The organism is Streptomyces silaceus, assembly GCF_001419745.1.
Taxonomy (GTDB): domain Bacteria; phylum Actinomycetota; class Actinomycetes; order Streptomycetales; family Streptomycetaceae; genus Streptomyces; species Streptomyces silaceus.
On sequence record NZ_LIRJ01000406.1, the window covers coordinates 1 to 11,919 of the forward strand.

General features: G+C 69.7%; 9 protein-coding genes and 1 pseudogene. 6 read left to right on the plus strand and 4 right to left on the minus strand.

The genetic code is table 11. The features are described from left to right. Nucleotides 1-69: 69 nt before the first annotated feature. Together AOK22_RS31610 and AOK22_RS31615 are read right to left on the minus strand one after the other, a co-directional pair. A complete protein-coding gene (locus AOK22_RS31610; protein WP_055702149.1) occupies nucleotides 70-927 on the minus strand; it encodes an alpha/beta fold hydrolase in 858 nt (285 codons plus the stop codon). Between the two features lie 108 nt (nucleotides 928-1,035). After that, entirely contained in the window at nucleotides 1,036-1,665 is a 630-nt protein-coding gene (locus AOK22_RS31615) for a class I SAM-dependent methyltransferase (RefSeq protein ID WP_055702157.1), read from the minus strand. Between the two features lie 36 nt (nucleotides 1,666-1,701). On the opposite strand from AOK22_RS31615, the pseudogene AOK22_RS40310 reads away from it, so the two are divergent. Both AOK22_RS40310 and AOK22_RS31630 read left to right on the plus strand, forming a co-directional pair. Continuing rightward, nucleotides 1,702-2,612: pseudogene (locus AOK22_RS40310) on the plus strand (IS5 family transposase). A 204-nt stretch (nucleotides 2,613-2,816) separates the two neighbouring features. After that, nucleotides 2,817-5,597, plus strand: coding sequence for an NACHT domain-containing protein (locus AOK22_RS31630; RefSeq protein ID WP_055702151.1), 2,781 nt, complete (start codon nucleotides 2,817-2,819; stop codon nucleotides 5,595-5,597). A 174-nt stretch (nucleotides 5,598-5,771) separates the two neighbouring features. On the opposite strand, the gene AOK22_RS31635 is transcribed toward AOK22_RS31630, so the two are convergent. Then, nucleotides 5,772-6,107, minus strand: coding sequence for an ArsR/SmtB family transcription factor (locus tag AOK22_RS31635; RefSeq protein ID WP_055702152.1), 336 nt, complete (start codon nucleotides 6,105-6,107; stop codon nucleotides 5,772-5,774). Between the two features lie 172 nt (nucleotides 6,108-6,279). On the opposite strand from AOK22_RS31635, the gene AOK22_RS31640 reads away from it, so the two are divergent. Then, complete coding sequence (locus AOK22_RS31640; RefSeq protein ID WP_055702153.1) at nucleotides 6,280-7,422, plus strand: FAD-dependent monooxygenase; 1,143 nt, start codon at nucleotides 6,280-6,282, stop codon at nucleotides 7,420-7,422. Nucleotides 7,423-7,629: 207 nt separating this feature from the next. On the opposite strand, the gene AOK22_RS31645 is transcribed toward AOK22_RS31640, so the two are convergent. After that, nucleotides 7,630-8,133, minus strand: coding sequence for a hypothetical protein (locus tag AOK22_RS31645; protein WP_055702154.1), 504 nt, complete (start codon nucleotides 8,131-8,133; stop codon nucleotides 7,630-7,632). A gap of 301 nt (nucleotides 8,134-8,434) precedes the next feature. On the opposite strand from AOK22_RS31645, the gene AOK22_RS31650 reads away from it, so the two are divergent. The 3 genes from AOK22_RS31650 to AOK22_RS31660 all read left to right on the plus strand — a co-directional run. Beyond that, nucleotides 8,435-9,583 carry a serine hydrolase domain-containing protein gene (locus AOK22_RS31650; RefSeq protein ID WP_341845624.1) on the plus strand — a complete coding sequence of 383 codons (1,149 nt, stop codon included), beginning with the start codon at nucleotides 8,435-8,437 and terminating at the stop codon, nucleotides 9,581-9,583. 688 nt (nucleotides 9,584-10,271) lie between these two features. Further along, entirely contained in the window at nucleotides 10,272-11,171 is a 900-nt protein-coding gene (locus AOK22_RS31655) for a sigma-70 family RNA polymerase sigma factor (RefSeq protein ID WP_063795377.1), read from the plus strand. Further along, on the plus strand, nucleotides 11,165-11,919 hold a 755-nt coding region (locus AOK22_RS31660), incomplete at its 3' end, for a hypothetical protein (RefSeq protein WP_055702156.1). The genes AOK22_RS31655 and AOK22_RS31660, both read left to right, overlap by 7 nt.

An 11,919-nucleotide genomic window follows, 5' to 3' on the forward strand; every position in this document is an offset into this window, starting at 1 on the left:
GCAGTGCGCCCCCGCGGGGGCCGCCGGCACCCCGTGTGATGCCGGCGTCCCGCGCCCTGTTCCGTCCCGTCAGACGAGCCGGGCCAGGACCGCGGCGAACTCCCCGGGCCGGCTGAAGTATCCGACGTGGGAGGTGGCCAGGGTGTGGACGTCGAAGGGATTGTCGGGGGTGACCGCGTCGGCCTCCGCGATGATGCGGTCCTGGGTGTGCACGGGGATGCTGCGGTCGTCGGCGAGCCGTAGGTAGCTGTGCGGCACGCGCCCCCAACGGTCGGCACGTATGACGCAGTCCGGCCCGATGACCTCGTAGCTCTCGTCCGGGTCCATCGTGTCGAGGACCGCGCGGAACTGGGCGTCGGTGCCGTCGGCCATGATGGCGGCCTTCAGCTCGGCAAAGAGAGACGGGTCGCCGTTCCCCGCACGCCAGTTGAGCCGCGCGAAGCCCTGCTCCGCGACGTCGCCGACGGCAATCTTCGCCACGGCGGCATCCAGGAGATTCCCGTCGGGCTCGGCGGGGTGCACCTCTTCCTGCGGCGTGGTGAACCGGGTCGGACACGCGGCCGAGATGTACACGAGGCGGTGCAGCAACTCGGGCACGGCATTCCCCACGGCGCTGAGCGTGATCCCGCCGAAGCTGTTGGCGGCGAGCACCACGGGGCCGTGTGCGGCGAGCCGGGAGACGATGTCGACGACGCACCGGACATTGTCGTCGAGCGTCACGCCCTTCATCGGCGAGGGTGCGGCGGACAGTGCCTCGATGTCCTGCGGCGAGGCGAAGTACGACGCGGGGCGGTCGGCCGAACTGCCGTGTCCCGGCATGTCGATGGCGTACGACGGGAAGCCGAGCATCGCGAGCTCGTTCCGCAAAGGCCCCCATGCCTGGGCATTGCTGGAGGCACCGGGGATGAATACGAACGTGGGAGTCATGGTGTGGTCCTAGAGCCTGTCTGACAATTCCCGTCCAATCAGCGAGGTTCGGTTGAGTTGGCAATCGGGAGGTGCGCCGACCGTCCGGCGGGGATTACCGGGCAGGGCCTACGAACGGCGGGCCAGCAGATGGGCGTCGAGGAAGCCCCTTTCGGAGGCTGGATCGTGGAGCAACCGGGCGAAGGGAACGAGCCCGGCGTCGGCCAGCAGTTCGGCGAGGCGATCCGCCGGCCAGCTGTAGGCAGGTGCCACCTTGTGGTCGAAGCGGACCGGTTCTTGTTCGTCGGTCCCGAAGAAGGAGACCAGGAGCAGGCCATCCGGTGCCAGGACGCGTGCCTGCTCGGCGAGCAGCTCCGGCAGTTCTCCCGGAGGGGTGTGGATCATTGAGTAGTGGGCCAGTACGCCGCCGAGCGCGGCGTCCTCGATCGGCAGGGATTCCATCCGCGCCTCTTGGAAGCGCAGCGCCGGATGGGCCTGCCGGGCGTGGTCGATCATGCCGGGGGCGAGGTCTAGTCCGAAGGCGTCCAGGCCCAGTTCGTGCAGCATGGCTGTCAGATGTCCGGGCCCGCACCCGACGTCCGCTGCCCGCGGGTTGCCCGTCGCGCGCACCAGTTCGGCGAAGGTGCCGATCATGGTCCGGGAGAAAGGCTGTGTCTCCAGCCGGTTTGCGAACAGCGATGCGTACAGCTCGACGACTCCGTCGTAGGCCGTCCTGGTCTCGTCCTGATGATTCACCACGAGCAGGACTCTATAGCCGGTCTGATAATTGATCTTGTGGCAGGTCGAGGTGAGTTGACGGATGCGGCATGGGGGCGGATAGAGCCCCTTTTGCCCCAGGTGGACGGACGGGGCCATCCGTGGCGTGATCACCGGCAGGTGGTCCACGGCGTGCTGTGGCGGCTACGGACCGGGGCTCCTTGGCGCGACCTGCCCGAGCGGTATGGGCCGTGGCAGACCGTCTACGAGCGGTTCGCCCGCTGGGAGGCCGATGGCACGTGGGCGAAGCTGCTGGAGCATGTCCAGGTCCATGATGACGCGGGGGGCCGGGTGGAGTGGATCGTCGCCGTCGACTCCACGATCAACCGGGCCCACCAGCACGCCGCGGGCGCCCGTAAAAGGGGGACGCAGACAGGGACGAACTGGAAGATCCGGGCCGCTCGCAGGCGCATCAGGCACTCGGTCGGTCCCAGGGCGGGCTGACCACCAAGGTCCATCTCGCCGTCGACGGCCGGGGACTGCCGCTGTCGATCGTGCTCACACCCGGAAACGTCAACGACGCCACCGCGTTCGCCGATGTCCTCGACGGGGTCCGCACCCCGCGCGTCGGCACGGGCCGCCCGCGCACGACACCGGACCGTGTGCTGGGTGACAAGGCCTACTCCAGCAGGGCCATCCGTCATCTGCTGAGGCGTCGGGGCATCGCCGCCACGATCCCCGAGCGCCGCGACCAGGTGGCCAACCGTCGACGCAGGGGGCGCTTCGGTGGCCGGCCACCCGCCTTTGACAGGGAGATCTATCGCGACCGCAACGTGGTCGAACGATGCTTCGCTCGCCTCAAGCAGTTCCGTGCGATCGCAACCAGGTTCGACAAGCTCGCGGACCGCTACCGCGGGGAGTCGTCCTAGCCTCCCTGATTCTCTGGCTCCGCGAAACGGCCAGGTGATCATTTGTCAGACAGGCTCTAGCCGTTGGTCTCGTCGGTGTTCAGCGGTGTGCCGCGCACGCGCGGGTGCGGGACAGCTGCACCTTGATGACGAAACCCATGGGCAGAGCGTAGCCCGACAACCTCCCTGCGACGCAACGGAATTCATGGCGCGCGTTGCGCACCGCCCGTGCAAGATCGCTAACATCCGCAGGTCCCGCAATCTGGGCTGAGGAGACGTACGCGGATGTTGTCGTTCACGGTCTGGCGTGATCTGCGGTGGTTGAGGTTCGCGAACTTCACGCGGCCGGACCAGGATCACATCTACCAGTGGTGCGTGCTCGAGGCGCTCTCGCACCCCCGGACCGAGCGTCTCCTCGCCTCGCACGACCTGTCGAAGGCCGCGGTCGAGCAGGACATGCTCCGCCCCCACATCAGCCTCCTCGCCGTCAGTCGGTGCCGGGGCAGGGCGTACAGCGAGTATCGGTACGCGTACGAGGTACTGGAGGACCTCGAGGAGGAACGGCGCACTCTCGCGGACGAGTCGCGGTGGGACTGGCGGGTCGTCGTCTCCCTGTTGGCCGGCGCGATGTTCACGGTGCTCCTCCTCGGAGGGCTGCTCTGGCTGGGTGGCGCGGTGGTGGCCGTGGCGGTGCTGTGGTTCGTACTGGCCCGGCGCCGGTCACCCGTCAGCGAGCGCGGGTCGGAAGCGCTGTTGGGAGCGGGGCTCGCCTTCTCGTGGGCGGTATGCCGGGTGGACGTCGGGATCAAGGCGCTGCGGTGGGGCAAGGTGCTGCTGGCCGAAGGGACACTGCCCGCGGTTCCCGACGCCGTCCGTCGGCTGATCGGGGACGAGCCGGATTCTCTGTTCCTTCCGGACCGCTTCTCGGGACTGCGCACGCCCCGGTCGCCCGAGCATGTCGTGGACAACCGGGCCACGTCACAACTCCAGCGCAAGCTCGCACAGGTCGAGTACGGGACCATCGCGGTGTGCGGGCCGCGCGGCTCCGGCAAGACGACTCTCCTCGAACACTGCGTGAAGGATGCCGACCTGGGCCTGCTGGCCCAGGCCCCGGCGACCTACGCTCCCCACGACTTCCTGCTCTCGCTGTCCGTGCGGCTGTGCGAGGCGTACGTACGCGAAGCGGGTTACGACGTCCCCGAGTTCACGCGGCTCTCGCCCGCGCGGCGGATGCTCGGCCGCCTGCGGGCGGGCGCGCGGCGGCTGGGGCGGTGGAGCGTGTTCGCGCTGCCCGCCGCTGCCTTGGTGGTGCTGGGTCTTTCGGCATCGGCCCGCTCCCTGTACTCGCTGTACGCCGACTCCCTCGGTGACGCCGCGCGCGAGCGGGGCGACGCCCTGCGGGAGCGCGTCGTCGACATCTGGGAGGGGCACGCGGTCGTGGCGAGCCTGCTCGTCACCGCGGGCGGCGTGGTGTGGTGGCGGTCGCGGCACGCCGCCTGGCTGCCACGGCTGGTCAGGGCCGGATGGCGCCAGGCCTGCCACCTCCTCGGCTTCCTGCTGATGCTCGTCTCGCTCGCCAGTCTGGTCGTGGACGAGCAGCTGGCGGAGCGCACCTCGCCCGTGCGCCCTGGGACCGTGGTGGCCGGCGGTCTGCTCTTCCTCGCGTGGAGGGTCTGCGTCGGCGTCCGCGATTCCGGGGGCGGGTTCTCGCTGGGCCGTCGGCGCATCGACCTGGGGCGGGTCTTCCAGCCGGTGGCGGCGGTGGCCGCGTGCTCGCTTCTGCTGTATCTGGTCGACAGCCCGGAGATCTACCCGCTGCTCGCCGACGAGGACAATCCGTTGCGGATGACCGGGTTCGTGGTCGGCCTGGTCCTGGTGAAGGCCGGCGGCTGGCAGCCGCGGCCGGCCGAGCCGGAGCTGGTGACGCGGTGCCGCAACCATCTCTACCGGCTCCAGACCATCCAGACGTCCAGCAACACCCTCAACGCCACGGGCGCCGCCCAGGTCCTGTCGCTCGGCGGCTCCCACGCCACCTCCGTGTCCACGATTCCGCCGAACTTCCCCGAACTGGTCGACGCCTTGCGGGACTTGCTGACACGGATCGGGGCCGCGTACGCCCAGCGGAACAAGACGGTGGTGATCGCCATCGACGAGGTCGACCGACTCGGCTCCGACACGGAGGCCCTGGCCTTCCTCAGCGAGATCAAGGCCGTCCTCGGCGTGCCGCACGTCTACTACCTGATCTCGGTGGCCGAGGACGTCGGCGCCACCTTCGTGCGTCGCGGCCTGCCGCACCGGGGTGTGACGGACAGCTCTCTGGACGACATCGTCCACGTCCAGCCGAGCACGTTCCAGGAATCGCAGAAGATCCTCGCCAAGCGCACGGACCGGCTCACCGATCCTTATGTGATGCTGGCCCACGCCCTGTCGGGAGGCATCCTGCGGGACCTGTTGCGCTACGGAATCCAGATCAGCGAAATGCAGGAGAAGTCGCAGAGTTACGAGCTGACCGACATTTCCCGTCACCTCGTCCTGGAGGAACTGAGCGAGACGCTCGCCGGTTTCAGGACGCTGCTCAGCAGGCACCAGTGGACCCGTGACACGAGCGCCGTCCTCAGCGCGTTCGGCACGCTGGACACCTACTTGAGCGCCCCGGCCCCCTGCCCCTGCGACCACGCCCGACTCCATTCGCACCTGGAGGAGTTCGCGTTCCATCCCGCGAGCGAACGCTTCTCCCCCGCTGTCGCCGGGCAGTTGGCACCGGAGGCGCTGCAGCTCGTCGACGAGGCCGCCGCATACGCCCACTTCTCGCTCACCCTGCTCGACATCTTCACCGTCAAGCGCCTGACGGAACGGGCCGCGCTGGCGGCACGACACGGTCCGGACGGTGAGCCGGGCCGCCTGGCCCAGGCCCGCCAGGAACTCGGCATATCCGCCCACAGCGCCCGCCCCCTCATCGACGACATCCGCACGGCATGGTCGCTGCCGCTCCAACCCGACCCCACCCCAATACGCTCATCGCGACGCGACTGTCCGACGCATGGCTCTGCCACACCGGGCCACTGAGCCTTCTCCAACCTCGGTTTGAGCATGCCAGGTGCAGAGCGAGGACGGCCTGGACGAGGCCGGTGATACGGCTGCGCCCACGCCGAACCCGGCGGCGAACTGGATTCGGTCGAGCTCGCGGCTCAGGGCCGACTCGGACTCCCCTGCGGCGCGCTCCGCAGTACTCAGCCGCGCTCAGCGAGGAGCGGTATCGCCCGGGGCCTCCGCTCCCAGGAGCGCGAGCAGCCCGGGGAATCTCTTCTCGATGTCCCCCCGTCGCAGACGGATCCCCTTGCGGTTGCCGTAGTCGATCTCGTCAATGAGACCTGCCTCGCGCAGGACCCGGAAGTGATGGGTCTGGGTCTGCTTCGAGATCGGAAGATCGAACGAGTTGCAGCCCCGCTCGCTGTCGCTGCGGTCGGCGGCCAACTGCGTCATCACCGAACGACGGTGCTCGTCGGCGAGGGCGCGAAACACCGCACCCAGATCAAGCGCATCGGCCTCCGGGCCGACCAGGTTCTTCCCGGCCACGCGGCACCCCCTTCAGGTACGACTTGAATCGTACCTGAAGCATGTACTCCACTGAGGTACGAGATTTTTCGTACCTTGGTCCGGTTGCGCTGCCTCATGCCGCCACGCCCTGAGACCCCGGCCCCGGCACTCGCCGGGGACCCGGTCATCGACACTCCGAGAGGTCATCGTCATGAAGAAGCCCGAGGTGCTGATAGTCGGTGCCGGAATCGCGGGGCCCGCACTCGCGTACTGGCTGTCCCGGAACGGCTACCTGCCGACGGTCGTCGAACATGCCCGGCAGCTGCGCTCCGGTGGGAGCGCGATCGTCGTGAAGGGACCCGCGATCCCGGTCGCCGACCGCATGGGCATCCTCCCGCAGCTCCGCGGGCTCGCCACCCGCAATCGGTCACTCACTCTGCTCGACCCCGGCGGCAGGCGAATCCTGCAACTCCCGCTCACCTCCGACAAGGCGCCGACGGTCGAGGTGACCCGAGCCGACCTGTCCGAGGTGCTCCACCGGTCGGCGCAGACCGAGGCCGAGTTCCTGTTCGACGACACGGTCACCGCTCTCGACCAGGACGGAAGTGGGGTCGACGTCACCTTCCGGCGGTCCGCGCCACGGCGCTTCGACTTGGTGGTCGGTGCCGACGGGATGCACTCCACCGTACGGCGCCTGGTCTTCGGACCCGAGCGGCAGTTCGCCGGCGACCTGGGCCTGTACGGCGCGACCGTGCCGCTGGAACCCGACGCCATCGAGGACCCGAGCGAGATGACCATGCTGACTGTGCCGAACCGGATGCTGGTCCTCCACCCCTCGCGGGCCACTCCGCTCGCGATCTTCACCTTCCGGGCCGCACGGCCGGCGCCCCACGACCGCAAGAACATCGCCCTTCACAAGCAGACCGTGGCCGACGCCTACGCCGACGTGCGGTGGCGGGCACCGGAACTCGTGGCGGCGTTCCTCGACCACCCGGCTCCGTTCTTCGACCCCCTGACCACCATCCGGGTGCCCTCGTGGTCCCGCGGACGGGCCGTACTGCTCGGGGACGCGGCGGCGGCGACAGCCCTGCTGGGTGACGGGTCCAGCATGGCGATGGCGGGCGCGTACGCCCTCGCGGAAGAGCTCGCCGCCCATCCCGGCGATCACACCCGCGCCTTCGCCGCCTACGAGTCGCGGCTCCGCCGTGAGGTGGGTCCGCGACAGCGACGCGTCGGCCTGCTCTCCAGGCTCATGGTGCCCCGCACCCGGTCGGGCCTCGCGGTGCGCAACACGGTGGGCCGCGTGGTCGGGCGCACGAACCGGATCGACTCTCACGAAACCGCGAACCGATAGACCGGGTCCGCACCGACCGGTCACCGTTCGGTGCGCCGCTCCGCGGTAGCTCGCGGCCGGATCAGCGCCGCCATGTCCGACGAGCCCGGCTCGACGTGGCAGTCATTCGTGGCGAGTGACCGGAACGGTGGGTGAGGCCGACAGCGGCCGACCTGCCGCAGCGGCGACGTCACGCCTCAACCCGAGGTTGGAAAAGCTCACTGACGTTCAATCACGCGGCGCCCACTCGATGTCGTTCCGCAGCGGTTCGCCGCCCACGTCCGTCCGCATTTCCGTCCTCAAGGTCTGCACCGAATCCGCGTACGCGCTCAGGCAGTCGAGGAACTCCGGGCTGCGTCTGTCACACCCGCCCGCCACGACCTCCTGCATCTCCAGGAGACTGTTGAAGACGACATTCATCGCAACGGCCACGGAATTGGGCGCGAACAGGATGACGCGCTCGCGCATCACGTACAGGCAACTGTCACCCAGGGCCTTCCGGCTGGCCTCCTGACGCTGGTCGGGTGAGGTTTCCGCCGCCTTCAGAGCCAAGGTGCGCAGGGCCCCGGCGGATTCGTTCATGGCCTGGAGGAAGTTCAAGTACGTCTCGGTCCGCATCGCGCGCTCGAGCTGAAGGCGTGTTTCCCTGCCACGGAAACGTTCCGATATCAGCGTGCTGCTGACGCCGATAGCCGCTCCCAGAAGGGTCGAGAGAAATGTGAACCACTGCATTCCGGGTTCCCATCTGCCCGGGCGGTCCGAGGATCCGCCAGTGGCGAACCGCTGGGGCAACTCCGTTCTCCGCACGCGGAGTCGTCGTTTCGATGTACCGCTCGGTGACCGTATTGGCCAGCGAGTGGGCAGCAGTGCAGCACGGTGGCAGCGAATCCAGTCGATGTCGTCATGTCCATCCAGGTAGCACCCGCCGCGTCGGGGGGACGTCCGGATCGCCGGGGGGATTCCGGCTTCCTAGCCTCTGGGCATGATCATTCGCCGTTTGTGGTTGTCCTCCGCCGCTGTTCTCGCTCTCGTCGTGTCCGCCTTGCCTGCGGCCGGCGGCGCCGCCTCCGCGGCGTCCGGAGGCGCAACAGCGCCCTACGACTCCGCGGACCGGGCCTTGCAGCGCGACGCCGACGCATTGCGCGATGCCGGGGTCACCGGAGTGTCCGTCCGGCTCGACACGTCACACGGGTCCCTCACCGCTCGCTCCGGCGTCGGTGATCTGGACAGCGGGCGGCCCGTGCCCGAGAACGGCCACCTTCGGCTCGGCAGCATCACCAAGACATTCGTCGCCACCGTCGTGCTGCAGCTCGTCGACGAGAAGCGGCTGACCCTCGATCAGACGGTGGAGGAGATCCTGCCCGGGGTCGTGTCCGGCGCGGGCAACGACGGTCGCGCCATCACCGTCCGCGATCTGCTGCGGCACACCAGCGGCCTCCACGACTACACCGGCGACGTGTTCCCCGAGCAGAACGCCGAGACCTACTTCGCCAACCGGTGGCGCGGCTACCGGCCCGCGCAGCTGGTCGCCATGGCCATGCGTCACGCGCCCGACTTCACGCCGGGGACGGACTGGGCGTACTCCAACACCAATTACGTCCTCGCCGGGATGATCATCGAGAAGGTCACCGGTCGCGCGTGGGAGCAGCAGGTCCAGTCCCGCATCCTGCGTCCCCTCAAGCTGCGGCACACCAGGGCTCCCGGCGTCTCGCCCCTCCTGCCCCGGCCGTACGCGGCCAACTATCAGCAGTTCGCCCCGGGCGGACCGTTCATCGACACCACGATCCCCTACCGTCCCTTCGACGACGGCGCCGACGGCTCGATGACCGGCACGGCGCGCGACCTCAATCGCTTCCTCTCCGCCCTGTCCCGGGGAAAGCTGCTCAAGCCCGCCACGCTCGCCGCCATGCGGACCACCGTCCCGGTGCCCGACGGCCATGGCCACCCCGCGGGCACCGGGGACGGACTCGGCCTGTTCTCCACCCCGCTGTCCTGCGGCGGCGGATACCTCGGGCATGGGGGAAGCGGCTTCGGGTACGTCATGCGCGGCGCCGCCACGGTCGACGGGCGCCGCACCCTCACCGTCGCCGCCCACAGCCGTCCGGCCGATCCCGACGCGGCCGCCCGACAGGAGGACGCGATGCGGACCCTCATCGACAACGCCCTCTGCCGGGGCGAGTAAGGCTCCTGTTGCGTTGCCCGTGGCGTGCGGGTGGGATGCTGCCCGCTGATCGGATGTGCTTGCGGGGAGCGCGGCTCCTCGAAACCGTGGCAGGAAGCCCTGGATCGGCCGGAGGCCGGGGAGTACATCGTGCAGCGTGGCCCTCACCTGCGTCCTGACGGCCACCGTCGGTCGAGCTGACAGCCGTCCGCACCCCACCGCCCGGTGGCCCCCTCGCGGCAAACAAGGGGGCCCTCTCCCGGACAGGGATCCCGCGCGGGGCACGGCGAGGTGCCCCTTCGTCGCCCATTGGGCGCCGCGGCGGGCGGGCGGCGCAAGCGGAACGGGGAACATTGCCGTTTCCGGGCCACACCGTGCAGGAACGCGCGAAAGACGACACCGAAATGGCCCACTCTGCCCGGCCGGTGAGCGCTCGTATTGTTCCCGGATCACCCATCGGCCGGTCATCGCGGTCCCAGACACCCCATGCTGAAGCCTGGCTTCTCGAGCAGGGGGACGCGGCAAACGTCCGAGGAGCCGTCACATCACGGACTCGGAACCGCAGTCAAAGGAAACGCATGATAGGCAGAACGGCCGTTGTCACAACGGCCCTCGTGTTACTCGTCGCCCTGTGCCTGAAGTGGACCACCGAAGCCTGCCGCACGGCCGCCCCCGGCCCGCGCGACGGTGAGGAGCGTCCGCGGTGACCATGCCGATGCCGCCGACCGGGCCGCGGGGCCCGGCGCAGGCCAGGCCGGGCCGCAAGCTGGGGCCGATCACCAAGGAGGCCTCCCCGGCCCACCGGGCCTGGCTGCAGCCGCTGCGCGAGGCCTACCGGGCCAGCGGCATGACCATCGAACAGCTGGAGCGCGACACGGGCTGGCCCCGCTCCAAGATCAGCGAGCTGCTGCGCGCGGTGGGCCGCTACCCGCGCTGGGAGTGCCTGCGCGCGCTGCTGCTCGCCCTCGGCCTGCCCGACGAATCGGTCGTCGCCCTGCGCAGCAGATGGGTGCTGGCCGCGATAGACGCGAACAAGCGCACCGGATGGATCAACGGCTGCGTGGCCAAGGACATCCCGGACAGCGAGCGGCCCGTGCATCTCAGCGCCTTCCAGGATCTGTACTACGGCATCTACTTCAGCTACGCCCACACGTTCCTGCGCAGCCAGGCCGAGGCACGCCGCGCCGTCGACGCGGTGTTCACCCTGCTCTTCATCGTCTGGGAGGACGTGCTCTCCAGCGCGAACCCGAAACGTTTCGCCTGGCGCATGCTGCGCGACACCGTCCTGGAGCGCACTCCCCACCGGGAGGGCTACCCGGCCCTCGTGGAGGCCGCGTTCGACTCCGTCGCGCTGCGCCAGGCCCACGACAGCGACGCCGAACTGCACCAGGTCGAGGAGTCCATGAACCTGTTCGGGGCGGTGCGCCGACTGCCGCCCGATCAGCTGGACGTCATCGTCCTGATGCACCTGCGCGGCATGCGGGACGTCGACGCCGCCGACGTCCTGGGCCTCTCCCTCGGCTTGGTCCGCTCCACCGAGCGGCACGCCAAACGCAGTCTGACCAACTGCCTCTTCCCCGACCGCACCACCAAGGAGGGACCATGGTGACCTCACCCATTGATCACCTACTCGCCAGAGCCCGCCTCATCGACGCCGTCCCCACCGCTCGCGCCGGCGACGAGAGGCCGACGCCGTACGCCGCGCTGCCACGCGCCCATGCCCCGGCCCGCCGGCGCGGGCGGGACAGCCGGGCCGGGGACGCGGCCTGGGACCTGCGGACCCTGTGCGAGACCGTCGTCACCGGCGCGGCCGTCGACTCGCTGAGCCGTGGCTTCCTCACCCAGACCGTGCCCGCCGAACCGGCCGCCGCCCGGGTCCTCGGCTGCATCCTCCATCTCGGCGACGTCCAGGACGGGGCGCGTTTCTGGTGGCAGTTCGCCGCGGGCGCCGGTGATCACCCTTCCTCGTACTGCCTGGCTCTCCAGCACCGCTCGCTGGGCGAGGAGGCGGCCGCCGCCTGGTGGTTCGAGCAGATCCCCGGCGCCACCGAGCCCGACGAGCAGGTGCGCGCCGTGCCCGGACGGCTGCCCCCCATCCGGCGGCCGGCGAGTCTGCCGACCACCCTCCGCATTCTGAGCAGGCTCAGGCCCGACCGCCGGCCACGCGCCCGCCAGCCCGTGATCGGCGCGGTGATGGACTACGTCGTCTCCGCCGTGAAGTTCGTCGACGACGACCTGGAACTGCCGCTGCCCGGACCGGAGTTCATCGCGCGGATCCGCGCCCTGACCGCGTCCGGCACGCTGCGCCCCAGTGTCTCGCCGCCTCCCCCGGACCCCGACCCGGATCCCCTCCCGAC

Excerpts from the sequence above, each read along its gene's own strand:
- AOK22_RS31655 (WP_063795377.1), top strand. The coding sequence starts at position 10,272 with ATGCCGATGCCGCCGACCGGGCCGCGGGGCCCGGCGCAGGCCAGGCCG.
- AOK22_RS31610 (WP_055702149.1), bottom strand. The coding sequence starts at position 927 with ATGACTCCCACGTTCGTATTCATCCCCGGTGCCTCCAGCAATGCCCAG.
- AOK22_RS31630 (WP_055702151.1), top strand. The coding sequence starts at position 2,817 with ATGTTGTCGTTCACGGTCTGGCGTGATCTGCGGTGGTTGAGGTTCGCG.
- AOK22_RS31640 (WP_055702153.1), top strand. The coding sequence starts at position 6,280 with ATGAAGAAGCCCGAGGTGCTGATAGTCGGTGCCGGAATCGCGGGGCCC.
- AOK22_RS31645 (WP_055702154.1), bottom strand. The coding sequence starts at position 8,133 with ATGCAGTGGTTCACATTTCTCTCGACCCTTCTGGGAGCGGCTATCGGC.